The sequence below is a fragment of the Nonomuraea sp. NPDC050540 genome (assembly GCF_044457485.1).
In the GTDB taxonomy this organism is placed as follows: Bacteria; Actinomycetota; Actinomycetes; order Streptosporangiales; family Streptosporangiaceae; genus Nonomuraea.
Map to the genome: position 1 here is coordinate 80,518 of NZ_JBITHA010000008.1, position 23,326 is coordinate 103,843.

General features: G+C 71.2%; 22 protein-coding genes. 9 read left to right on the forward strand and 13 right to left on the reverse strand.

Features of this window, described 5'->3' with window-relative positions; translation table 11 throughout:
- Positions 1–227: 227 nt before the first annotated feature.
- Entirely contained in the window at positions 228–548 is a 321-nt protein-coding gene (locus ACIBI5_RS27270) for a hypothetical protein (RefSeq protein WP_397251449.1), read from the forward strand.
- Positions 548–1,240, forward strand: a complete 693-nt coding sequence (locus tag ACIBI5_RS27275; protein ID WP_397251451.1) for a hypothetical protein — start codon at positions 548–550, stop codon at positions 1,238–1,240. Before ACIBI5_RS27270 ends, ACIBI5_RS27275 begins: the two co-directional genes overlap by 1 nt.
- On the opposite strand, the gene ACIBI5_RS27280 is transcribed toward ACIBI5_RS27275, so the two are convergent.
- The 4 genes from ACIBI5_RS27280 to ACIBI5_RS27295 are packed head-to-tail and all read right to left on the reverse strand — an operon-like array spanning position 1,227 to position 6,873.
- Positions 1,227–3,320, reverse strand: a complete 2,094-nt coding sequence (locus ACIBI5_RS27280) for a right-handed parallel beta-helix repeat-containing protein (protein WP_397251453.1) — start codon at positions 3,318–3,320, stop codon at positions 1,227–1,229. The genes ACIBI5_RS27275 and ACIBI5_RS27280 overlap by 14 nt on opposite strands.
- On the reverse strand, positions 3,317–4,975 hold the full coding sequence (locus ACIBI5_RS27285) for an extracellular solute-binding protein (RefSeq protein ID WP_397251455.1): 1,659 nt from the start codon (positions 4,973–4,975) through the stop codon (positions 3,317–3,319). Before ACIBI5_RS27285 ends, ACIBI5_RS27280 begins: the two co-directional genes overlap by 4 nt.
- A gap of 25 nt (positions 4,976–5,000) precedes the next feature.
- Entirely contained in the window at positions 5,001–5,864 is an 864-nt protein-coding gene (locus ACIBI5_RS27290; protein ID WP_397251457.1) for a carbohydrate ABC transporter permease, read from the reverse strand.
- A 13-nt stretch (positions 5,865–5,877) separates the two neighbouring features.
- Positions 5,878–6,873 (reverse strand): ABC transporter permease, encoded by a 996-nt coding sequence (locus ACIBI5_RS27295; RefSeq protein ID WP_397251459.1) that lies wholly within the window; start codon positions 6,871–6,873, stop codon positions 5,878–5,880.
- A gap of 158 nt (positions 6,874–7,031) precedes the next feature.
- Here ACIBI5_RS27295 and ACIBI5_RS27300 point away from each other — a divergent pair, with 158 nt between their 5' ends.
- From ACIBI5_RS27300 to ACIBI5_RS27320, 5 genes are all read left to right on the forward strand, one after another.
- Entirely contained in the window at positions 7,032–8,030 is a 999-nt protein-coding gene (locus ACIBI5_RS27300) for a hydroxyacid dehydrogenase (protein WP_397251461.1), read from the forward strand.
- 17 nt (positions 8,031–8,047) lie between these two features.
- Positions 8,048–9,136, forward strand: coding sequence for a LacI family DNA-binding transcriptional regulator (locus ACIBI5_RS27305; RefSeq protein ID WP_397251463.1), 1,089 nt, complete (start codon positions 8,048–8,050; stop codon positions 9,134–9,136).
- Positions 9,137–9,226: 90 nt separating this feature from the next.
- Positions 9,227–10,612: a M60 family metallopeptidase gene (locus ACIBI5_RS27310; RefSeq protein WP_397251466.1), complete on the forward strand. Its 1,386-nt coding sequence runs from the start codon at positions 9,227–9,229 to the stop codon at positions 10,610–10,612.
- Positions 10,609–12,948: a polysaccharide lyase 8 family protein gene (locus ACIBI5_RS27315; protein ID WP_397251468.1), complete on the forward strand. Its 2,340-nt coding sequence runs from the start codon at positions 10,609–10,611 to the stop codon at positions 12,946–12,948. The genes ACIBI5_RS27310 and ACIBI5_RS27315 overlap by 4 nt, the downstream gene beginning before the upstream one ends.
- On the forward strand, positions 12,945–14,756 hold the full coding sequence (locus ACIBI5_RS27320; RefSeq protein WP_397251471.1) for a DUF2264 domain-containing protein: 1,812 nt from the start codon (positions 12,945–12,947) through the stop codon (positions 14,754–14,756). The genes ACIBI5_RS27315 and ACIBI5_RS27320 overlap by 4 nt, the downstream gene beginning before the upstream one ends.
- On the opposite strand, the gene ACIBI5_RS27325 is transcribed toward ACIBI5_RS27320, so the two are convergent.
- The gene (locus ACIBI5_RS27325) at positions 14,737–15,294 is read right to left on the reverse strand and encodes a DNA-3-methyladenine glycosylase I (protein ID WP_397251473.1); all 558 of its coding nucleotides are present in this window, start codon (positions 15,292–15,294) and stop codon (positions 14,737–14,739) included. The genes ACIBI5_RS27320 and ACIBI5_RS27325 overlap by 20 nt on opposite strands.
- A complete protein-coding gene (locus ACIBI5_RS27330) occupies positions 15,291–15,812 on the reverse strand; it encodes a hypothetical protein (RefSeq protein ID WP_397251475.1) in 522 nt (173 codons plus the stop codon). The genes ACIBI5_RS27325 and ACIBI5_RS27330 overlap by 4 nt, the downstream gene beginning before the upstream one ends.
- Positions 15,813–15,840: 28 nt before the next feature.
- On the opposite strand from ACIBI5_RS27330, the gene ACIBI5_RS27335 reads away from it, so the two are divergent.
- Positions 15,841–16,122, forward strand: a complete 282-nt coding sequence (locus tag ACIBI5_RS27335) for a hypothetical protein (RefSeq protein ID WP_397251477.1) — start codon at positions 15,841–15,843, stop codon at positions 16,120–16,122.
- An 11-nt stretch (positions 16,123–16,133) separates the two neighbouring features.
- Here ACIBI5_RS27335 and ACIBI5_RS27340 read toward each other — a convergent pair whose 3' ends face one another.
- The 4 genes from ACIBI5_RS27340 to ACIBI5_RS27355 all read right to left on the reverse strand — a co-directional run bounded on the left by ACIBI5_RS27340 (position 16,134) and on the right by ACIBI5_RS27355 (position 19,817).
- Complete coding sequence (locus tag ACIBI5_RS27340; protein WP_397251479.1) at positions 16,134–16,718, reverse strand: TIGR00730 family Rossman fold protein; 585 nt, start codon at positions 16,716–16,718, stop codon at positions 16,134–16,136.
- 176 nt (positions 16,719–16,894) lie between these two features.
- Entirely contained in the window at positions 16,895–17,659 is a 765-nt protein-coding gene (locus tag ACIBI5_RS27345; RefSeq protein ID WP_397251481.1) for a TIGR00730 family Rossman fold protein, read from the reverse strand.
- Positions 17,660–17,917: 258 nt separating this feature from the next.
- Positions 17,918–18,970: a succinyl-diaminopimelate desuccinylase gene (gene dapE / locus ACIBI5_RS27350; RefSeq protein ID WP_397251483.1), complete on the reverse strand. Its 1,053-nt coding sequence runs from the start codon at positions 18,968–18,970 to the stop codon at positions 17,918–17,920.
- A 13-nt stretch (positions 18,971–18,983) separates the two neighbouring features.
- A complete protein-coding gene (locus ACIBI5_RS27355; protein WP_397251485.1) occupies positions 18,984–19,817 on the reverse strand; it encodes a 2,3,4,5-tetrahydropyridine-2,6-dicarboxylate N-succinyltransferase in 834 nt (277 codons plus the stop codon).
- A gap of 37 nt (positions 19,818–19,854) precedes the next feature.
- On the opposite strand from ACIBI5_RS27355, the gene ACIBI5_RS27360 reads away from it, so the two are divergent.
- Positions 19,855–20,679, forward strand: coding sequence for a hypothetical protein (locus ACIBI5_RS27360; protein WP_397251487.1), 825 nt, complete (start codon positions 19,855–19,857; stop codon positions 20,677–20,679).
- Positions 20,680–20,928: 249 nt separating this feature from the next.
- Here ACIBI5_RS27360 and ACIBI5_RS27365 read toward each other — a convergent pair whose 3' ends face one another.
- The 3 genes from ACIBI5_RS27365 to fdxA all read right to left on the reverse strand — a co-directional run bounded on the left by ACIBI5_RS27365 (position 20,929) and on the right by fdxA (position 23,323).
- Positions 20,929–21,588 (reverse strand): DUF4178 domain-containing protein, encoded by a 660-nt coding sequence (locus ACIBI5_RS27365; RefSeq protein ID WP_397251489.1) that lies wholly within the window; start codon positions 21,586–21,588, stop codon positions 20,929–20,931.
- 82 nt (positions 21,589–21,670) lie between these two features.
- Positions 21,671–22,741, reverse strand: a complete 1,071-nt coding sequence (gene dapC, locus ACIBI5_RS27370; RefSeq protein WP_397251491.1) for a succinyldiaminopimelate transaminase — start codon at positions 22,739–22,741, stop codon at positions 21,671–21,673.
- 255 nt (positions 22,742–22,996) lie between these two features.
- The gene (gene fdxA / locus ACIBI5_RS27375; protein ID WP_184967872.1) at positions 22,997–23,323 is read right to left on the reverse strand and encodes a ferredoxin; all 327 of its coding nucleotides are present in this window, start codon (positions 23,321–23,323) and stop codon (positions 22,997–22,999) included.
- Positions 23,324–23,326 lie beyond the last annotated feature (3 nt).

Consider the following 23,326-nt stretch of genomic DNA (forward strand, 5'->3'; position numbering starts at 1 on the left):
CCCATCGACTTTGGTCGGTCCCGGATAGCCCGAGGACCGATCCGCACCGGCCGCCGCCGTCCCTAGCGTCGTGGGCATGTCACTCAAAGGCCTGCCACCGGCGCTGGGGTTGCTGCTCCTGGCTCCGGCCTGCGCCGAGTACCTCAGCGGCTACGACACCTCCACGGGTGACGTCACCGGGGCCCGCGGATCCGCGGCCCGCGCCCGGTCCGTGGGTGGTCGGCGGGGTGACGCTCGTCCTCATGTCGATCTCCCAGGTCCTGGAGTGGACGACCTCCCTGGTCGGCTGGACCGGGTTCGCCGTCTACGCGGGACGGCTCGCGGCGCTGGCCGTGCTCCTCGTCCTGTGGTCGAGGCGGACGGGCTGGGGGCAGACCCACCGGCTCGCCGCGGCGGGCGCCGCGCTGCTGGTCCAGGCCGCGGGCGCATTCGTCACCCAGCCGCTCGGGGACGTCTCCGCAGCCGCCAAACTGGGCCACAACACGGCCTTCGCCCTGGGCGTGGTCGTGCTGATCATCCTTGCCGGAAAGAAAGCCGAACTTCGCTGATGCCTGCTTCCGACCAGACCGTCGTGACGATTCCCGCCCTGCACCGGATCCTGGTCTGGGTGGGCGGGCCGCTGCTGGGGGCGGGGGTGCTGTGGCTGGTGAAGGCGCTCATCGGATGGGCGGCGACCTGGCCTTGGGTGCCGTTCGAGAAGCCGGTCAAGCTGCTGGCGGGGCTGGCGGAGCCGTACGCGACGATGGGCGCGCTCGGGCTGGGGGCCGTGGCCGGACTGGTGCTGGCGTTCCTGATCATCGTCGACCATCTGGGGATCGCGGTCGACGACACGCGGGCCGTGTTCACGCACGGCGAGCGGCGATGGGAGGCGCCCAGAGCCGACGCGGCGGCCGTCTTCCTCGACGGCGAGCACGTCGTGGTCCAGGGCCACCGGACCGAGGAACTGGTCAGGACCCGCGGCGACCTGCCCCGGCGGGCCGACATCGAGCGGGCCTTCCTGGCCCGCGGCTATCCGTGGGTCGCGGGCGACCCGGCACGGGCGGAGTTCCGGCTGTGGGCCGACGGACACCCCGACCTGGACGCCGCCGCCCACGCCTTCTTCAGGGCCAGGCAGGTGGCCCTGGAGAAGGACCAGAAGGACGACGCCGACGAGCTGCGGGCCGAGCTGGCCCGGCTGGACCTGGTGGTGCGCGAGGAGGGCAAGAAGCAGTACTGGCGCCGCCTGCCTAGCGAACTCTGACCTCGGCCAGGCCGATCCCGCCGGTGTCCGCGCGCTGGAGGCGGACGTAGCGGGCCTCGCCGGTGAGCGGCACGAACGTGGGCCGCAGCGCCCTGCCCGGCACGTGGACGCGCCGGGCGTCGGACAGGTCGGCGCGCGTGGCCAGGACGACGTCGAAGCCGGAGGTGGTCATCGCGGCGTCGTTCCAGATCTCCACCTCGGTGAGCGGCAGGGTGGCGCCGAGGTCGACCTGCCACCAGGCGCCGGGTTCGCCGGCCGTCCTGCTGTCGGTGGTGGTGGAGCCGTCCACGGCGTTGGCCGCCGGAGCCTCGGTGGACGACTGGGTGGCTGGCCTTCCACGGGCCAGGTCGGGGGCCGGCTGCTCGACCTCTCCCGGTGTGGCTCCGGCGCGTCCGGCCACGGCCAGGGCTTCGGGCGGGAGCCGTTCCAGAGCGGTGTGGTTGTCCTCCATGAGCGAACCGCGGCCGGACAGCGGCGGGGCGCCGGTGTCGGTCCAGTTGCCGGTGGCGAGGTTGCCGATGCCGTACTCGGCCCAGTTGGAGATCCACTTGTAACCGACGCGGGTGATCACGTTGCCCTCGACGCGGATGTGGGAGCTCTGCTCGTCCAGGTAGACGCCGTTGCCGTCGCGCTCGGTGTTGCCGTAGGCGGAGCGGTTGACGTAGTTGCCGCTGATCACCGTGCCGGGCTGCGGGCCCTGGGTGTAGATGGCGCCGCCGTCGTGCTGGCCGTGCTCGACGAGCATGACGTCGGTGATCCGGTTGTTCGTCAGCTTGTTGTCGCGCATGCCGGGCTTCTGCGCCTCGGGCTGGTTCCAGCCCCACCCGACCGAGATTCCCGAGTACGGCAGGCGTTCCAGCGTGTTGTGGTCCACGACCAGCGAGCTCTCGTACCCGGCCCAGATCCCCACGGCGTCGGTGAACTCCACGCCCGCCCCGCTGATGACGTTGCGGGCCACGGTGTTACGTTCGCCGCGCAGCTCGGCGGGCGGGTTCGGCTCGGTGTCGCCGACGTAGACGGCGCCCGAGGACAGGTCGGTGAAGGTGGAGCCGGTGATCGAGGAGTCCTTGGTGCCCGCCTCGAAGATCACGCCCGCGCCGCCGAGCCGCGTGAACACGCAGTCCTCGACCGAGACCTCCCGCCCGCCGCGGACCACGAGCGCCGCGGCGGGCTTGGTGTAGTGGCGTCCCGCGTGGCCGGCCGGGCCGGTGGCGCCGGTCAGCGTGAGCCCGGCCTGCGTTCCCGCGTAGCCCTCCTCGGTGTCCGGCTGCCGGTAGGCGGCGTGCTCGAAGGCCAGCCCGCGCACCCGCACCCGCGCCGCGCCCTCGATCCGCAGCAGCGTCTCGGTCGCGGGCGCGACGACGTCCTCGGGGCTCTCCCCCGCGCGCGGCAGATAGGTGACGGTACGGCCGGCGCGGTCGAAGACGAACTCGCCCGGCCGGTCGAGCAGCTCGATGGCGTTCTCGAAGAAGACCACCTTGGCGTGGCGCTCGGCGTCCACGGTCGTGAAGTCCCAGGCGGGGCCGGTGCGGCCGGTGCCGGAGGCGGCGTTGGCCCAGCACGGCCGGGCGAAGACGACGCGGTCACCCTCGACCCGGTCGACGCGGCAGTGGTAGTTGCGCCAGCGCACCCGGATGACCGCCGAGGCGTTGCCCGGATCGGACCAGGCGGCCACGCCGCGGGCCGGCGCGCCGGTCATGCCGTCCTCGGTGACCTCGCCGGCCGCCGCGAGGCGCGAGTCGCTCCGCGCGCGCACCGCCCGGACGCCGCCCACGAACAGCTGCCTGGGCGACACGCCCTCCGGCGTCTCGGCGACCCAGCGGCCCGCCTCCTGACGCCAGCCGGTGAGGTGTACTCCGCCGGACAGCACCGGCTGCTCGCCCGGCTCGGCCGTCCAGGTGATCGTGCGGCCCTCGGGGGCGCTGTCGCGCTCGTCCAGGGTCAGGGGGCCGGTCAGCCGGTGGACGCCGCCGGCCAGGCGGATCTCGATGTCGTGGTCGATGCCGTCGGCCAGGGCCCGCCGTGCCTCGTCGCGGGCGGCTTCCAAGGAGCGGCCGGGGGCGACGTGGTAGACCTTCACCGGGGACCGCCCGACTGTTGCAGCGCCTGCTCGAACTCGGCGCGGATCTTGTCGCCGCCCTGCGCACGCCAGTCCTTGACGAGCTGGTCCAGCTCGCTCGGCTTGGCCCGACCGGCGACGATGGAGGTGACCTTGTCGTTGCGCATGGTGTAGAGCGACTCGAACTTGTTCTCGGCGGTCGGGGAGAACATGCCGGTGGTCGGGTCGTAGACCGCCTGGGGGATCATCTTCGACAGTGCCGCGTGCACGTGCTCGACGCCGTCTCGCGAGGTCGGGTCGTAGACGGCCTGGGTGGGCGCGGCGATGTACTTCCACGGGACGGTGATGTCCTTGGCGCCCTGGTCGGTCAGGATCGGGTTGCCCTGGTCGTCGCGGGTGTGGTCGGTGCCCGCCAGGCCGTACTGGATGAGCGTGAACTCCTCGCTGCCGAACGGCGCGGCGAAGAAGTCGGCCACGCGCAGCAATTCCTTGACCCGGGACTCGTCGGCCTTCTTCAGCAGGTTGGTGGAGAAGGCGATGTTGTTGGCGAACGTCACGGCCTTGGCGCCGATGGGCAGCAGCGGGCGCGGGTCGGCCTTGGGGTCGATCTTCTTCTGGGTCTGCAGGTAGTTGCCGGGGCCGAGGTAGGCGGGCAGGCCGTCGTAGGTGATGGCGGCGCGGCCCGAGTTGAACTCGTTCTTGCGCTTGAGCGTGTCGAAGCCCTCCGAGCCGGGGTAGATGACGCCGGCCTCGCGCAACTTGATCACGTACTCCAGCGCCGCCCGGTACTCCTCGGTCTCGATGGCGTGGGTGAGCTTGCCGCTCGCCTTGTCCAGGCGCCATTCCAGCGGCACGCCGAACAGCTGGGTGAAGATCGACAGGCCGAAGACGCCGCCGGTGGCGGTGACGATCGCCCAGCGCCGTTCCTGCGGCCTGGTCAGCTCCTTGAGCAGTTCGGCGAAGCGGTCGAGGTCGGTGATCTGGGCCAGGTCGGTGACTCCGGCCTGGGCGAACATCTCGTGCCGGTAGAAGCCGAGGCCGCCGACGAGATTGCGCGGCACGGGCACGCCGTAGAGCTTGCCGCCGATGATGCCCTGCTTCCAGAAGACCTCGGGCAGCGCGGCCAGGTTCGGGTACTCCTTGACCTTGTCCCCCGACAGGAACGGGGTCAGGTCGGCGCACTGGCTGGCGGCGAAGGCGGGCAGGTTGTTGACGCCCTGGGTGGAGATGTAGGGGAAGATGTCGGGCAGGTTGCCGCCCGCGACCAGCGTGGAGAACTTCGTCGGCCAGTCGTCGGTGGGCACGATCATGACGTCGGCCGTGCCGCCGAGCCGCTTCTCCATCTCCCGCCAGGCGGCGTTCTGCTCGCGGCCGGGCGGCGGCGGCAGGAACGTCTTCATCGCGATCTTCACCTGACCGCCGGACATGGGCGGCTTCTGGACCGCCTTGAACAACTCCTTCGGGTAGGTGAAGTACGCGTCGGGCACGCCCGCCGCGGTCCCGGGCAGGTCGGGCTTGGGGATCGAGGACAGCGGCGTGTAGGTCGGCAGCTTGACCGTGAGTCCCTGGGCCTTCGTCGCGGGCGCCTGAGCGCCGCCACCGCCGCAGGCGCTCGCCAGCGACGTGACGGCCACGCCCGCGGCGAGGCCGAGGAAGCCGCGCCTGGAGAGGTTCATGTGGATCTTCCTTCGGATGGGGGGTTCAGCCCTTGATGGCGCCGGTGAGCACGCCCTTGGTGAAGTAGCGCTGGAGGAAGGGGTAGACGATGAGGATCGGGACGACCGCCACCACGAGCACCGCCATCTGGATGGCCTGGACGGGCGCGGGCGCTTCCGCGGCGCCGCCGAGGCTCTCCAGCGTCCGGCCCTGGAGCACGAACATGCGCAGGATCATCGGCAGCGGCCACTTCTCGGTGTCGTCGAGGTAGAGAAGGGCGTTGAAGAAGGCGTTCCAGTACGCCACCGCGTAGAACAGGGCGATCACCGCGATCACCGCCTTGGACAGCGGCAGGACGATCCGGACGAGGATGCGCAGGTCGCCGGCGCCGTCCATCCGGGCGCTCTCCATCAGCTCGCCGGGCAGGTTCATGAAGAACGAGCGCAGGACGACCAGGTTGAAGGCGCTGACCAGGCTGGGCAGGACGAGCGCGGCGAAGGTGTTGAGCAGGCCGAGCTGCTGGACGGTCAGGAAGCCGGCGATGATGCCCGGGTTGAACAGCATCGTGAACAGCGCCACGATCAAGATGGCCCGCGAACCGGTGACCTCGCGACGGCTGAGCCCGTAGGCCATGCCGATCGTGGCGGCGAGGCTGGCCAGCGTGCCGATGCCGGTCACGAGCACGCTCACGAGCAGCGCTCGGGTGACCGTGCCGCCCTCGAAGATGGCCCGGTAGGCGTCGAGCTGCGGCGCGGACGGCAGCAGGACGAAGCCGCCGGCCTTGGCGATGTCGGTCTCGGTCGAGAGGCTGGTGCCGATCACCCCGACGAACGGGTAGATCACCAGCAGGCTCACGCCGAGCAGGATCGCGCCCTTGACGACCAGGCCCGCCTTGCCTGGCCGTTCCATCCAGGCCGGACGCTCACTTGGCCGCACCGCGGTACACCCCCTCGTGGCCCAGCAGGTGCGCCACCTTGTTCGCGCCGAGCACGAGGGCCGCGCCGACGATCGCCTTGATCAGGCCCACCGCCGCCGCGGGGCCCCACTGGCCGTCCTGGATGCCGTTGAAGTAGACGAACGTGTCCAGCACCTCGGCCGACTCCGCCCCGACCGCGTCGCGCTGGAGCAGGATCTGCTCGAATCCGACCGACAGGATGCTGCCGAGGTTGAGGATGAGCAGCAGCACGATGATCGGCGTGATGCCGGGCAGCGTGACGTGCCAGAGCCGGCGCCATCGGCCCGCGCCGTCCATGGCCGCCGCCTCGTAGAGCTCCTGGTTGATGGAGAGCAGCGCGGCCAGGAAGATGATCGTCCCCCAGCCGGCGTCCTTCCAGAGCACCTGCAGCGTCACGAGCAGCGGGAAGGTGTCCGGGTTCGTCATGACGTCGACCCGGGGCAGGCCCATGCTCTCCAGCAGGTTGGGCAGCGCGCCGGCGCCGCCGAGGATCTGCTGGAAGATCGAGACGATGATCACCCAGCCGATGAAGTGCGGCAGGTAGACCACGCTCTGCACGAACCTGCGGACCTTGTCGCTGATCACGCTGTTGAGCAGCAGGGCCAGGGCGATCGGCGCGGGGAAGAAGAGCACGAGCTGGGTGAGCGTGATCTTCAGGGTGTTGACCACGGAGGTCCAGAACCGGCTGTCGCCGAAGACCAGCTCGAAGTTGGCCAGGCCGATCCACGGGCTGTCGATGAAGCCCACGTACGGCTGGTAGTCCTTGAACGCCACCACGTAACCGATGAGCGGGGCGTAGTGGAAGACCAGGAAGTAGACCAGCCCCGGCAGGGTCAGCAGCAGCATGACCCGGTCACGCTTGATCCGTTTGCGCAGAGGCAGTTTGCGTGGCGCGGCGCCCGCCGTACCGGTTGCGACACGGCGGGGCGTCACGGCGGCACGCGGTTGCGATGAAGTCGTCATGCGTCGTCCCTCCGATTGGCCGTGACCGTAGTAAGCGTTTTCCCCATCCGTCAAGACCCTTGCCGACAAAAGGGCTGCTCGCTTGACTGAGCCGCAGGCAGGGCCTAGCGTGCGGCCTCAAGGTCATAGAACGCGCTTACTATCGGGGAGCGAAACACGTGCGGGAAGAGAGCCGAAGACCGCGTGCCGCCCTGGCCATGGGGCCCGGCGTGCGCGAGTCGGTCTTCAGCGGGGGCGCCCTCGAACGGCTGGCCCGCCTGGTCGACCTCCACGACGAGGTCATGCACGAGGTGGACGAGAAGGTCCTGGCGGAGACGGAGGTGCTCGTCACCGGCTGGAACTGCCCGCCGTTCGACGAGCGGCTGCTCCGGGCCGCGCCGGGGCTGCGGCTGATCGCGCACGCCGCGGGCACCGTGAAGACGTTCCTGGACCCGGTGGTGCTGCGCAGCGTACGCGTCTCCAGCGCGGCCGACGCGAACGCGATCCCGGTGGCCGAGTTCACCTTCGCCGCGATCGTGTTCGGGGCGAAGCGGGCGTTCACGATGGCCCACCGCTACCGCACCCAGGGCAGCAGGCGGGACTTCTCCGGCATGCCGTGGCTCGGCACGCACCGGATCACGATCGGAGTCGTCGGCATGTCGCGCATCGGCAGACGGGTGCTCGCGCTGCTGCGCAACCTCGACGCCGAGGTGCTGGTCTACGACCCGTACGCCGATCCGGGCGAGGCCGCGGCGCTGGGCGGACGGCTGACCGACCTCGACACGCTGGTGCGCCGCTCACACGTGGTCACCCTGCACGCGCCGGACACCCCGGAGACGCACCGGATGATCGGCCGCGACCGGCTGGCGCTGATGCGCGACGGCGCCGTGCTCGTCAACACCGCCCGCGGCGCGCTCGTGGACACGCTCGCCCTGGCCGAGGAGGTGACGAGCGGCAGGCTCGACGCGATACTCGACGTCAGCGACCCCGAGCCGCTGCCTCCCGGCCACCCGTTCTTCGCGCTGCCCAACGTCTTCGTCACGCCGCACCTGGCCGGAGCCCAGGGCGGCGAACTGGCCAGGCTGGCCGACTCGGCGCTGGACGAGGTGGCGCGCTACTGCTCGGGCCGGCCGCTGAGGCACGAGATCCACATCGACGAACTGGGCAGAATAGCGTGAGTGACAAGGGAGGGCCCGTGACCGAGGCGACCATCGCCGACGTGGCCAGACTCGCCGGCGTGTCCAGCGCGACCGTCTCTCGGGTGATCAACCGCAACTACCCGGTGGCCGAGTCGACGCGCGCCAGGGTCGAGGCGGCCATCAACGAGCTGGGCTACGTGGCCAACGCGCACGCCCGCGCCCTGGCCGGGGCGACGAACAGGACCGTCGGGATCATCATCAACGACGTGATCGACCCGTTCTACGCCTTCATCGCCCGCGGCGTGGAGCGCGAGGCCACCGCGCAGGGCAGGCTCTGCATCATCTGCTGCACCCAGGGCAGCCACGAGCAGGAGCTGGCGCTCATCGACCTGCTGCACGAGCAGCGGGCCGACGCGGTCATCCTGGTCGGCGGCGCCTACGAGGACCGCGCCTACGCCACCCAGGTCGGCCGTAGGGCCCGCGCCCTGCACGCCAGCGGCTCCACGCTCGTGCTGTGCGGACGGCCGTCGGTGGGCGGCGACGTGCCGACCAAGGTCGTCGAGTACGACAACGAGGGCGGCGCCTTCGCCGTCACCGACCACCTGATCACCCAGGGGCACCGGCAAATCCTGTTCCTGGGCGGCCCCGCGCTCTTCTCCACCACCGTCGCCCGCCTGGCCGGGCACCGGCGCGCGCTGGAGTTGCGTGGGCTGGACTACGCCGACGAACTCGTCCAGCCCGGCCCGCTCAGCCGCCGCTTCGGCTACGAGCGGGTCAGGGAGCTGCTGGCCGAGGGCGCCGGCTTCACCGCGATCTTCGCGGCCAACGACAACGTGGCGGCCGGGGCGATGCAGGCGCTGGAGGCGGCCGGGCTCACGGTGCCGGGCGACATGTCCGTCGTGGGCTACGACGACGTCCCGCTCGCCCAGGAGCTCCGTCCCCGGCTGACGACCGTGCGCATCCCGCTGGAGGAGATGGGCCGCCAGGCCGTACGGCTGGCCCTCGGCATCTCCGACGGCAGCGACTACCTGTCCCCCGTGCAGACCAGCACCCGGGTCGGGACCAGCATCGTGGTCAGGGAATCCGTGGGCGCGCCGAAACCGCTTGCGGCTCCACGAGGAAGAAAAGCCGCAGGTCGCCGATAGAAACCGGTAGAAAGTTCCGGAAAGCCTTGACGGAGCCTAGTAAGCGCTTTCAAGCTCGGGCGGCATACGGCCCTGCCAAGGAGAACCCCGATGCGAAACCTCCCACGACGTGGCTTCCTCACCCTCACCGGCGCCCTCGCGGCCTCTCCCTTACTGGCCGCCGCCGCATCGGCCACCCGCCCACCGGACCCGTCGACGGGAGGCGCCTCTTCAGGCGGTGCCTCCTCGGGTGGAGCCCTGTCCGGCGACACTCTGTCCGGCGACCGGGCCGCGGGAACCGCCCGCCGTACCGTGGTCGTCCGCGGGCGGGTCGCGGCCGAGAGCGAGCGGCTGCGGCTGCAACAGGCGTTGCGCACCACGGACTTCCACCACACCGGTGTCTACCTGCCCGCGGCCGCCACACTGACCGTCGAGGTGGCCGCCAAGGACGGGCTCGTGCCCACGCTGCACGTCGGCGCGCCCGACACCCACCCCGACGTCGCCTACAAGAACCCGCGCGCCTACCCGCTCGCCTCCGGCGTCAACACCGTCGAGGACGCCGGGGGCGGCATGGTCTACCTGTCCATGATCGGCTCGGGTGAGCAGGCCAGGGTCAGGTTCGTGAGCGGCGGGCTGGACGCGCCGGTCTTCAGGCTCGGCCGGACCACGGAGGCGGACTTCCAGGCCCAGCTCGACCGGCTCACCGGCGTGCCGCAGGCCGAACTGGTCTCCGGGCGCGCCATCGTCACCGTCACCCGCGAGGGCATCCTGCAGTGGCGCGAGCAGGACCACGCCGCGCACCTGCGCCTGCTTGAGTCGATCATCGACGCGCACGCCGCCATCTCGGGGCTTCGGGCGGGCGAGCGAAGTCCGCTGCCGTTCCACCTGGTGGAGGCGCCGCGGATGCCCACGGGCGCCGGCGCCTACGCCACCCACGGCTGGACCGCCTACCCGCGCACGTACCTGGACCGGCTGCTCACCGTGGACGGGCTGCGCACGCGCGGCTGGGGCGTCTACCACGAGCTCGGCCACCAGCACCAGCAGATGGCCTACAAGCCGGGCGACCTGACCGAGGTGACGGTCAACATCTACTCGCTGGCCGCGCAGCGGGCGCTGGGGCAGCAGTCCAACCTCACCAAGCCGGACGCCAAGACGGGGCTGACGCCGTACCAGAGCGCGCTGCCGAAGCTGCCGGTGGCGGACTTCACCAAACTCGGCGCGTTCGAGAAGCTCGTGCCGTTCCGGCAGCTTGAGCTGGCCTTCACCGAGGAGTTCTGGCCCCGGCTGCACCGGCTCGTGCGGGCCGAGAATCCGCCGTCGGACTGGACCGAGACCGCGAAGCGGTGGGGATACCTGGCCGTCTACACCTCGCGGATCGCCGGGCGGGACCTGGGCGGGTTCTGGACCCGGTGGGGCGCGCCGCTGACGCGGGAATGGCTGGGCAGGGTGGCGGAGCTCGGCCTGCCCGCCGCCGACCCGTCCGGGCTGAGCGAATGATCACCCGCCGGACGCTGCTGGCGGGCGTGATCGCGACGCCGATCCTTACACGCACGGACCCGGCCGCCGCCGCGGGATCGACCGCCGGTTCGAGCGAGTTCGCGGCGTTGCGGGCCAAGGCGGTAGCCATGCTGGCCGGAGGGCCGTTCGATCCGGCGGATCCGGCCTTCGCGGCCCCGCTCGGGCGGCTGGACGCCGCGGCGGCGGGGTGGAGCGCGGCGATGGAGCGGGCGGCCGGCCGTACTTTCCTGTGGGCGGACCTTCCGCTGACCGGGGCGAGCGCCGACATCGCGGCCAGCTACCAGCGGCTGCGCACGCTCGCCCTCGCCTGGGCGACCAAGGGCACCGCCCGGTACGGCGACGCCGCCCTGGCCGAAGACCTCCTCGCCGGCCTGGACCTCCTGTACGCCCGCGCCTACAACGAGACCAAGCGTGAGACCGGCAACTGGTGGCACTGGGAGATCGGCGCCCCCCGCGCGCTCATGGACACCTGCCTGCTGCTGCACGACCTCATCAGTCCCGGCCGGCGGGCGGCGTGGATCCGGGCGGTGGACCGGTTCTGTCCCAACCCGGACCGGCGTACCAACCTCACGGACTTCGCCGAGACCGGCGCCAACCGCGCCGACAAGGCGCTGATCGTCGCGCTGCGCGGCATCGCCGGCGAGGACGCCGCCAAGCTGGCGCTGGCTCGCGACGGCCTGTCCGACGTGCGCGACGGCGGGCGGCGCTCGCTGTTCGCCTACGTGAGCGCCGGCGACGGCTTCTACGCCGACGGCTCGTTCGTCCAGCACGACGTGGTGGCCTACACCGGCTCCTACGGCGTGGTGCTGCTGCAGTCGGTCAGCGCGGCGCTCGGGCTGCTCGGCGGGTCGGCGTGGGAGGTACGCGACCCGAACGCGACGGTGATCCTCGACGCGGTCGAGCGTACCTTCGCGCCGTGGATCCACGACGGCCTGATGATGGACAGCGTGCGCGGGCGGGCGGTGGCCAGGCAGTTCGGGCGCGACCAGCATGCCGGGCGCGACACCGTGGACGCCGTGCTGCAACTGGCCGCCGGGGCGCCCGCCGCCTACGCCGCGCGCTTCCGGGAGCTGGCCAAGGGGTGGGTGAGCCGGGGCAGGTTCCTGGAGCTGGCCGACGTGCCGGCGACCGCACGGGCCAAAGCGCTGCTGGCCGACCGGTCCGTGGTGGCGGCGCCTCGGCCGTCCGGGCACCACGTGTTCGCCGCGATGGACCGGATCGTGCACCGCAGGCCGGGATGGTCGTTCGCGATCAGCCTGTCCTCCAGGCGGATCGCCATGTACGAATGCGGCAACGGCGAGAACTACCGCGCCTGGTACCAGGGCGACGGCGCCACCTACCTCTACACCGACGGCGCCGACGGCCGGGACCACTACAGCGCCGACTACTGGCCCACCGTGAACTCCTACCGCCTCGCCGGCACGACCGTGGACACCCGCCACCGCGACCCGGCCGTCTCGGTCAGCGGCACCGGAACCTTCCGCCCGGCCAACGCCTGGGCCGGCGGCACCACGGTCGACGGCTACGGCGTCGCGAGCCTCGACCTGATGGCCGCGGGGACGACGCTGACGGCCAGGAAGAGCTGGGTCTGCCTGGACGACGCGGTGGTCTGCCTGGGCGCCGGGATCACCAGCACCGACCACCGGACCGTCGAGACGATCGTCGACAACCGCGGCACCACGGCCCGGCTCACCCGGCATGGCGGCCGGGCTCACCTGCGAGGGGTCGGGGGCTATGTCCTGCTGGCTCCCGGCGAGCTGCGCGCGCTGAGCGAGCGCAGGACCGACACCTGGCGGGCCATCGACGACGGCCCCGGCACCGGCGGCACCGCGGACCCGGTCGCGCGCGACTACGTGACGCTCTGGCTGGACCACGGCAGCGACCCCGCGGGCGCGGACTACGCCTACGCCGTTCTGCCCAACGCCGGGGCCGCGCAGACGTGGGCGTTCGACCGGGTGAAGGTGCTGGCCAACACCGCGTCCGTGCAGGCGGTCGTCGCCTCTGGCCGCTCGGCGGGCGGCGGGCGGCTGTTCGCCGCCACGTTCTGGAGCGCGGGCGCCGCGGGCGGAGTGAGCGCCGACGCGCCCTGCACGGTCCTGGTACGGCAGGCCGCCGGCCGTATCCGGGTGGCCGTCGCCGACCCCGGCCGCACGGTCCCCACGGTACGGCTCGCCCTCGGACGGCCCGCGCACCGCCTGATCAGGGCCGACGATTCGGTGGCGGTCACCCTGGGAAGGAATGCGGCCCTCACCGTAAACCTGTCCGGCTCCGGCGGCCGGACACACACCGCAGAACTGGCGATCGGCAGGACATGACCCCTTCTTTCCCCCTGAACCTCCCGCCCACCGACCGCATCCTCTCCCCGCGCACCGGCTGGACCCGCGCCCATTGGGAGGCGGTGGCCGATCAGTTGCTCGACGCGGTCGTGCCGTACGCCTCGCCGGGCATGGCCCGCTACGACCTTCCCGGGCGGCCCAGCTGGTCAGGGGTGCGCTCGGACGGGCTGGAGGGCTTCGCCCGCACCTTCCTGCTGGCCGCCTTCCGGATCGCGGGCGCCAAGGGAGAGGCGCCGCCCGGTCTGATCGAGCGCTACGCCGACGGCCTGGCCGCCGGGACCGACCCCTCGGCCCCCGACTCCTGGCCGGTGCTGACCGACTGCTCGCAGCAGATGGTCGAGGCCGCCTCGATCGCGATCGGGCTGCACGAGACGCGGGCCTGGCTCTGGGACCGGCTCGACTCCTCGGTACGGGAGCGGGTGACCGAGTGGCTGGGCGGGTTCGTGGGCAAGCGGACCTGGGACAACAACTGGATGTTGTTCCAGACGGTGTCGGAGGAGTTTCTCAAGTCGGTGGGCGGGCCGTACCGGCAGGAGGAGATCGACCGGGGGCTGGCGCGGATCGAGGAGTGGTACGTCGGCGACGGCTGGTACACCGACGGCGGCACGCGCAACTTCGACTACTACTGCGGGTGGGCACTGCACCTGTATCCGCTGATGTGGACGCGGATGTCGGGGGCGTCGGGCGAGGTGTACCGGGACCGCCTCCACACCTTTCTGACGACTTATCAGCACTTCTTCGGGTCGGATGGGGCGCCCATGCATCAGGGCCGGTCGCTGACCTACCGCTTCGCCGCCCTCGCGCCCGTCTGGATGGGCGCGCTGGCCGACGCCAGTCCCCTGTCGGCCGGGCAGACGCGGAAGCTGACCTCGTCCGTGGTTCGGCACTTCGTCGAGCGCGGGGTGCCGGACTCACGCGGCCTGCTGTCGCTCGGCTGGTACGACACGTTCCTGCCGGCCACGCAGACGTACTCGGGGCCCGCCTCTCCCTACTGGGCGTCGAAGGGCTTCCTGGGGCTGCTCCTGCCTCCTGAGCACCCGGTGTGGACCGAACGCGAGCAGCCGCTGCCGCTGGACGAGCACGACGTCGTGGCCGCCGTCCCCGCGACCGGCCTGCTCCTGCACGGCACCCGGCACGACGGCGTGGTCCGGCTGGTCAACCACGGCAGCGATCACGGCGCCCCGCCCGACGACCCCCACTACGCCCGGCTCGCCTACTCCACCCGCACCGGCCCCGACCACGGCCGGGCCGCCGACAACCACATCACGGTCTCGCCCGCCTCCCCCAGAGGCGCCATCCACCCGCTGACCTGCGAGGACCGGACCGCCTCCTCCTACTACGAGACTCCCGGCGGCGACCGCGTCACCACCACGTCGGTCGTCCGCGGCCCGTGGGAGATCCGCGTCCACGCCGTCACCGGGCCGAACGGCTCCACGGTGCGGGAAGGCGGTTACGCGGTCGCCGACGCCTCGCCGCCCGCGGTGGTGACCGGGGCCGGTTGGGCGCTGGCCCGCAGGGCCGACGGGCTCACCTCCGCGCTCATCGGCCTGTACGGCTGGCAGCACGCCACCGTCGTCCGCGACGTCGAGGCCAACGCCTTCGGCCCCCACTCGGCCACGCCCCGGCTGGAGGCGGACAGCCCGGGGACACACGTGACACTGGTGGTGCTGTCGGGCGACGCCGTACACCCGACGGCCCTTCGAGACGCCATCGGCGTCGAGGTGGGCGAGGACGCCGTCGCGATCACCTTCCCCGACGGCGACACGGTCAGCGTCGCCCGGTCCTGACGACGCAGTCGGCGAGATGGTCGTTGACCAGGCCGATGGCCTGCATCAGCGCGTAGGCGGTGGTCGGGCCGACGAAGCGGAAACCGTGCTTCTTCAGCTCCTTGGCCAGCGCCTTGGAGCCCGGGGTGATGGCCGGGACGTCGCCCATCGCCTTGGGCACCGGGGAGTCCGGGTCGGCATGGCGCCACACCAGCTCCGACAGCCCGTCCGGCAGGTCGAGCGCGGCCTGGGCGTTGGCGATGACCGCCTCGACCTTCGCCCGGTTGCGCACGATGCCCGCGTCGCCGAGCAGCCGCTCCACGTCACGCTCGGTGTAGGCGGCCACCTTCTCGATCGCGAACCCGTCGAAGGCGGCGCGGAAGTTCTCGCGCTTGCGCAGGATCGTCAGCCACGACAGCCCCGACTGGAACGCCTCCAGCGACACCCGCTCGAACACCTTGTCGTCGCCGTGAACCGGGCGTCCCCACTCCTCGTCGTGGTAGGCGATGTACACGGGGTCCGCCATGCCGGTCCACCAGCAGCGGATCACCTCACTCACGCGGCCCCGCCCTCCGGCTCCTTCGCCTTGTGGACGAGCACGTCGGTGGCCGTGGGCTGCTTCTCCGCCTCGTCCTCCGGCGCGGACACGGGCGCGGCGGGCTCGTCCGGCGCCTCGGGATCGTCGCCCTCCTCGGCCAGCTCGCGCTCGACGACCGGCGGCTCGTGCTCGGTGCGGAGCCCGGCGCCCGGGGCGGCGTACACCTCCTGCCGGGCCTGCAGCCTGCTGGACAGCAGTTCCGAGACCCGCTGCTCCAGCACGGCGATCCTGGTGTCGCGCGCGCTGATGGCGCCGGCGGCGCGCCGCAGCGTCTCATCCACGCTCTGCGTGTGATATCCGACCAGGTTGACCGGCAGATGCAGCGCCATGAAGTCAACCGCCGTCAGTTGCCCGGACTCGGGCAGATCGAGCGGCGGGACGTCAGGCGGGAACTCGGTCAGCTCACCGCCCCTACCGAGGGAGACCAGCACCACACAGGCGAGAATGGCGAGCGCGGCGATGGCGAGTACGACCAGCACATTGGCATCGTACTCATACGATCGAGACATGCAGCCCACACTTGTCGCCCCGGGCACGCGAGTCGACCCTTCCTGGACCCTCGCCGCCTCCCCCGCGCAGGCCGCCCGCCTGGTGGCGACGGGCGCCGTCGTCGTGGTCGAACTCCCCGCCGACCTCAACCCCGCCCTGGCCGCCGCGGCCGTCTACCGCTGGCACGGAACCCAGATCTTCATCACCCACCACCACGACGAGGTACGGCAGGCCATCGACATGACCGACTCCCTGGCCGGCCGCCGCCCCCCGGCCCTGACCCGCCGCGGCCTGGCCTGACCCCTGCCCCCTCAGGGGGTGGCTTCGCCGAGTTCGGCGACGGAGGGACGGACCGGCTTGGGGGTCGCCTCGACGTGGGCCAGGGCGTCGTCCACCGTGGTGGTCCAGGCGATCGCGTCGAAGACGTCGGCGCGGGTGAAACCGGCGTCGTACATGTCCTCGATGAGGCGGCGGAGCGGGTCGTACAGGCCCCAGGGGTCGAGGATGACCAGCGGGCGGTCGTGGATGCCGATGACGCGGGCGGTCCAGATCTCGAAGAGCTCCTCCAGCGTCCCGATGCCGCCGGGCAGCACCAGGAAGGCGTCGGAGCGGGCGTCCATGACGCCTTTGCGTTCGCGCATGCCGGCGGTGACGATGAGCTCGTCGGAGTCGTGGTCGGCGACCTCGATGTCGACCAGCACCTGCGGGATGACGCCCACGGTGTGCCCGCCGGCGGCACGGGCGGCGGCGCCGACGGCCCCCATGCAGGACACGGTGGCGCCGCCGCTGACGAGCGTGTGGCCGCGCTTGGCCAGCTGGGTGCCTACGTCGGCGGCCAGGTCGAGGTACTTGCGGTCAATTTTCAGGCTTGAGGCGCAGAAGACACAGACATTCACGAAACGCCACCCTATGCGGCCAGGCTAAGACCAGAGACTGCGACCACGGTGGCGTGCCGACGCATCGCCGTGGCGGCGGGGACCACGTCCGACGTGAGAAGCGACCCTGCGATCGGCGCCCGCCCATGACGGTGGGGGGCGCCGGCCGGGCTTGCCGTAACGAATGAGGGGGAGAGCTATTGGGGCTCGACCACGGGCTGGGAGCGGGCCGCGTCGCCCTCCGCGATGATGCGGACGGCCTCGTGGACGTCGTCGGTGAGGTGGATCAGGTCGAGGTCCTGGGCGGCGATCTTGCCCGTGCCCAGGAGCGTGTTCTTGATCCAGTCGACCATCCCGCCCCAGAACGAGGTGCCCATCAGCACCACCGGGAACGACGTCACCTTGCGCGTCTGCACCAGCGTCAGCGCCTCGAACAGCTCGTCCAGCGTGCCGAACCCGCCCGGCAGCGCGATGAACCCGCACGAGTACTTGACGAACATCGTCTTGCGCACGAAGAAGTACCGGAACTCGATCCCGAGGTCCACGTAGTCGTTCATCTTCTGCTCGAACGGCAGCTCGATCCCGAGCCCCACCGAGACCGCGCCGTCCACCTCGGTGGCGCCCCGGTTGGCCGCCTCCATGACGCCGGGACCGCCGCCGGTGATGACCGCGTAGCCCGACTCGGCCAGCGCGCGTCCGAGCTCCACGCCCATCTCGTACTCGGGCGAGTCGTCAGGCGTCCGCGCCGACCCGAACACCGTGACCGCCGGCGGCAGCTCCGCCAGTTGCCCGAAGCCCTCCACGAACTCCGCCTGGATGCGCAGCACCCGCCACGGATCCATGTGCAGCCAGTCGGTGGACCCCTGCCGGTCGAGCAGGCGCTGGTCGTGGGTGGAATCGGGGACGAGGTTGCCTCGTACTACCGCCTGCCCTTGGCGGCGCTCGGGACGTGACTGCTTCATGCGGGTCACGCTATCCCTCTGGCCGTGCCATACGGGCGAATCCCGGCTTACGGCAGGGCGAAGGCAATCCACCCAACCTCCTCGAAGAGGGAAACCGCAGGTCAGCGTAACGGTGAAACCTGTCAGAAAAATCTTTGAAGAAGGAGGAACCGAAAATCGCGAACCCTGCGTCTAATCGGCGAGGGTGCTGCTCGGGACTGAAAGTGGCTCTCCCCGCCAAATGGCCGGCGAGGAGGGTCACTTTCACGTTGTGCCCCTTTATGTCAGCCAGTTCAGCATCGCACGCTCGCTGTCGGCGATCTTCTCCAGCGACACGTACTCACCTTGCTGATGGGCCAGATTCGGATCCCCCGGACCGTAGTTCACCGCGGGCACGCCCAGCGACGAGAACCGCGCCACGTCCGTCCACCCCAGCTTGGCCCGCGGCTCACCACCGACCGCCGCCGTGAACGCCGCGGCCACCGGATCGGTCAGCCCCGGCCGCGCGCCGGGGGCGGCGTCGGTGAAGCTCACCTCGAAGCCGTCGAAGACCTCGCGCACGTGCTCCTGCGCCTGCTCGATCGTGAGGTCCGGCGCGAAGCGGTAGTTGACGGTCACCACGCACGAGTCCGGGATGACGTTGCCAGCGACGCCGCCGCGCACCCCGACCGCGTTGAGCCCCTCGTGATACTCCAGGCCGTCGACCACCGGCAGCCGCGCCTGGTAGGCGTTGAGCCTGGCCAGCACCGGCTCGATCCCGTGGATGGCGTTCACCCCGAACCACGACCTCGCGCTGTGGGCACGCTTGCCCGCCACGTGCACCTCTGCCCGCAGCGTCCCCTGGCAGCCGCCCTCGATCACCCCGTCGGTCGGCTCCATCAGCACCGCGAAGTCGGCCGCCAGCCACTCAGGATGCTCGCGGGCGACCCGGTTGAGGCCGTTGCGCTCGGCCTCGACCTCCTCGCAGTCGTAGAAGACATAGGTGACGTCGCGGCTGGGCGCCGGCAGCGCCGCGGCCAGCTTGAGCGCGACGGCCACGCCCGCCTTCATGTCGGTGGTACCGCAGCCGTAGAGCCGCCCGCCCTCCACCCGGCTCGGCAGGTTCGCGGCGACCGGCACCGTGTCGAGGTGCCCGGCGATCAGCACCCTCTCCGCACGGCCGAGCGACGTGCGCGCCACGACCGTCTCGCCCGACCTGTCCACGCTCAGGTGCGGCAGCGCCCGCAAAGCCTCCTCGACCAGGTCGGCAAGGGCCTTCTCGTCCCCGCTCACCGACTCCACGTCCACGATCGCGGTGGTCAGCGCACCGGCGTCCTGGCTCAGATCCAGCATGAGTGCATTCCCTTCAGGCGTTGACGCCGTGCTCGCGCAGCACGTCGCTGAGCGCGGCCTTGTCGTGGCGCTCCCCCGGCTCCAGCTTCTTCAGCACCAGCACGCACGGCAACCCGAACGTGCCGCCGGGGAACTCCTTCTGGCGCGTTCCACCCACGGCCACGCACCAGTCGGGGATGCGCCCGCGGCCCAGTTCCTCGCCGGTGTTCACGTCGATGACCGGGATCGACGCCGACAGGATCGTGCCCGCCCCGACGACCGCGCCGCGCCCCACCCGGGCGCCCTCCACGATCATCGCCCGGCTGCCGACCAGCGCGTCGTCCTCGATCACCACCGGCACCGCGTTCGGCGGCTCCAGCACGCCGCCGATGCCGACGCCGCCGGAGACGTGCACGTTCTTGCCGATCTGGGCGCACGAGCCGACCGTCGCCCAGGTGTCGACCATCGTGCCCTCGCCGACGTACGCGCCGATGTTCGTGAACGACGGCATCAGCACCACCCCGGGCGCGAGGTAGGCGCCCCAGCGGGCGATCGCCCCGGGAACCACGCGTACGCCGTCGAACGTGGTCTTCAGCGGCTGCCTGTCGTGGTGCTGGAAGTCGCCCACCTGCGACCTGGCCATGCCGAGCACCTTGAAGCTGAGCAGAATCGCCCGTTTGGCCCGCTCGTCCACCAGAACGCCGCCGTCCTCCAGCCGGGCTACCCGGGCCTTGCCGGTGTCCAGGAGGTCGATGGCGGAGACGATCACCGTGCGCGCCTCGGTGTCGGCCGGCGACAGCTCCGTCCTGCGCTCCCACAACTCATCGACCGCGGCCGGCAGCGGCGAGGACATGCTCTGGTGGCTCATGGCCCCGGAGCCTATCTGGCCGGGTAGGTTTTTCAGGGTGCGCGTGCGCTTCTCCCGCGGGGTCCTGACCATCGCGGCCATCGTCGTCGTGCTCGCGGTGGCCATCACCGTGGGCCTGTACAACCTGCTCAAGCAGGCCAAGCCGTTCCGGCAGGCCGAGGCCGGGTGCGTGGTCCGCACGCCGTCGGGGGAGCTGAGCCTGGACGTCGAGCAGGCGCAGATCTCGGCGACCATCGCGGCGGTGGCCGCGCGCCGCAGGCTGCCCGAGCGGGCGGTCGTGATCGCCTACGCGACGGCGCTGCAGGAGTCGAAGCTCTTCAACGTCAACCACGGCGACCGCGACTCGCTCGGCGTCTTCCAGCAGCGTCCCTCGCAGGGCTGGGGCAAGCCGAAGCAGATCATGGACCCGGTCTACTCCACCAACAAGTTCTTCGCCGCGCTGGTCAAGGTGAAGAACTACCGCAAGATCCCGCTGGCGGAGGCGGCCCAGGAGGTGCAGCGCTCGGCCGCGGGCTACGCGTACGCGCCGCACGAGGGCGACGCCAAGATCCTCGCGGCGGCGTTCACGGGGCGCGTGCCCAAGGCCCTGCACTGCACCTACCCCGAGCCGACCGCCACCCCCACGACCGGCCCGCGCCCCCGCACCGACGAGGCGCGCCGCAAGCTCGCCCGCGCGCTGGGCAGCACCGCGATCACCACGGAGCGCCGCGGATGGCTGGTCGCCGCGTGGTCGGTCGCCCATGCTCAGGAGTACGGCCTGCGCCGCGTCGACTACAGCGGGGTGTCATGGCGGGCCGAGGAGGTCAGCGACGGGTGGAAGCCCGGCGGCAAGTCCTCGACCACCGAGGTCGTCCTGTCCTGAACGTGACCATCCCCGGAACGGGAGCCGGTATTGCCGGCAAACATCGAACGATCTGGAAATTGCCCGCAATATCCCTCAATTTCGTGGGTTTGCCGGCAAACGCCTGGCCGGGACCTCTTCCGGTCCATCCCTGACCCCAGCCTGAGCACGGACCACTCGCGCGGCACGCGGCGCACCTGAACGAGGCGGGAGGGCCGGGCCGGTCGATTCCACGGCAGGCCACGCGGGCGGTGCGGATGACCGGAAACGTCAGGAAGCGTGGCTGATGATGGAGATGGAGCCCGGGGGCAGGGGCTGGGCGTAGCTGGCCATCCACGGGGAGCCCTGCACGCGCTCGAAGGAGAGCAGGCGCCCGTCGGCGGCCCGGTAGTCGGCGAAGTCCAGCAGACCGCGGTCCGGGTGACCGGTGTCCCCCTCGGAACGGAAGGCGGCCGTGCCCCGGTCCACGGGGAAGAACTCCACGCCCTCCATGATGATCATGCTCTTGGCCGGGATCATGCCCTGCGTGGGCACCTCGGTCCAGACGAGAACCTCCAGGTGGGGCGGGTCACCGGAGACCAGCCCCTGCCGGATCTCGACCGTCAGCCAGCGGGCCCGCCGCGAGCCGTCGTCCAGCAGGTACTCGGTCCACTGCTGCCCCTGGAGCGCCACGTGCAGGGCCCCGAGCACCTCGGAACGCGCCCCGTGCACCTCGATCCGGTCACCCACCCGGATCTCGCGCGGATCGTCGTAGCCGCCGGCGTGCGCCTGCATGCTCACCGGCGCGGGCATCGGGCTCTGGACGACCACGTCCTCGGACGGAGGCGTGGCCGAGCGGCCCCTCCTGTCCTGGCGCATGGTGGCGACGAAAGCCCCAAGCAACAACAGGACGGTGGCGATGCTCAGCCCGAGTACGACCCAGGAGGTCATGCTCATCGTCCAGCTCGCTCCACTCGCGGTCTGCCTCGGCAAACGCCCTGTATCTACTTATGTCTACGTACGACGCGCGATCCTACTGGAGGCGGCGCACCGCCGCATCGATGCGTTCGTCGGTTGCCGTTATGGCGATGCGAACGTGCCGTTCACCTGCGGATCCGTAAAATTCACCCGGCGCGACCAAAATGCCGTTTTCGGATAGCCGCCCAACCTGCTCCCACGCGGGCTCGCCGTTCGTGGCCCACAGGTACAGTCCGGCGGTCGAGTGGTCCACCCGCCAGCCCGCCTTCTCCAGCGCCGGACGGAGCACCGCCCGGCGGGCCGCGTACCGCTCGCGCTGGGCGTCGGCGTGATCGTCGTCGGCGAACGCGGCGGCCATCGCGGCCTGGACGGGCTGCGGCATCAGCATGCCCGCGTGCTTGCGCATCTCCAGCAGCCGGCCGATCAGGGCCGGGTCTCCGGTGACGAAGCCCGCGCGGTAACCGGCCAGGTTCGAGCGCTTGGAGAGCGAGTGAACGGCCAGCAGCCCCTCGTGCGAGCCCTCGCACACGTCAGGATGAAGGATGGAGACCGGCCGGTCCTCCCAGCCGAGCTCGATGTAGCACTCGTCGGAGGCGACCACGGCGCCGCGCTCGCGCGCCCAGGCGACGACCTTGCGCAGGTGCTCGGCGGGCAGCACCTTGCCCGTGGGGTTGCCGGGCGAGTTGACCCAGACCAGGTCGACGGGCTCGGGCCCGAGCGCCAGCAGCCCGTCGGCGGCCGTGCCGTGGGCTCCGGCCAGCCGGGCGCCGACGTCGTAGGTCGGGTAGGCCAGTTCGGGGAAGACGACCCGCTTGGCGCCCAGGTACGTGGGCAGCCAGGCCACGAACTCCTTTGACCCGATCAGCGGCAGCACGTCCCGCTGGTCCACGCGCACGCCGTGGCGGCGGGCCAGCCAACCGGAGGCGGCCTCGCGCAGCGCCTTGGTGCCGTGGGTGAGGGGGTAGCCGGGGCTGTCGGCCGCCTCGATCAGCGCGGCCCGCACGAGCGGCGGCACCGAGTCCACCGGCGTGCCCACCGACAGGTCCACGATCCCGTCGGGATGAGCGGCGGCCCGCTCCTTGTACGGCACGAGCCGGTCCCAGGGGAAGTCAGGCAGGTTGTTCACAGAAACCCACACTAGTGGCCCTGGGTCACCGGGGTTTCCTGTTCCGGGGGGCCTGGGTTCCGATCATGAGCGTGCCGGGTTTCGATCGGGGGCACGGCGGGGTTGCCTGTCCAGCGGGTCGGCGGAACGCCGTGACGGCGCGAACCACGTCCGACGTGAGAAGCGACCCCCACGATCGGCGCCCGCCAGGGTCGGCGGGTGGCGTGGGGGTGGCTTGCCGTAACGGATACAGCGTCTCAGAGAGCGAGACGGCGGCTAGTGATCCTCGGCCTGCGGGGGGAGGACGGCGACGACCGGGTGGTCCTTGTCGATCTTGCCGACCTTCGAGGCGCCGCCGGGCGAGCCCAGGTCCTCGAAGAAGTCCACGTTCGCCTTGTAGTACTCCTTCCACTGCTCGGGAAGGTCGTCCTCGTAGAAGATCGCTTCCACGGGGCACACAGGCTCGCACGCGCCGCAGTCCACGCACTCGTCGGGGTGGATATAAAGCATGCGCTCGCCCTCGTAGATGCAATCGACGGGGCACTCCTCGATGCACGCCTTGTCAAGGACGTCCACGCAAGGCTGCGCGATGACGTAGGTCACCTC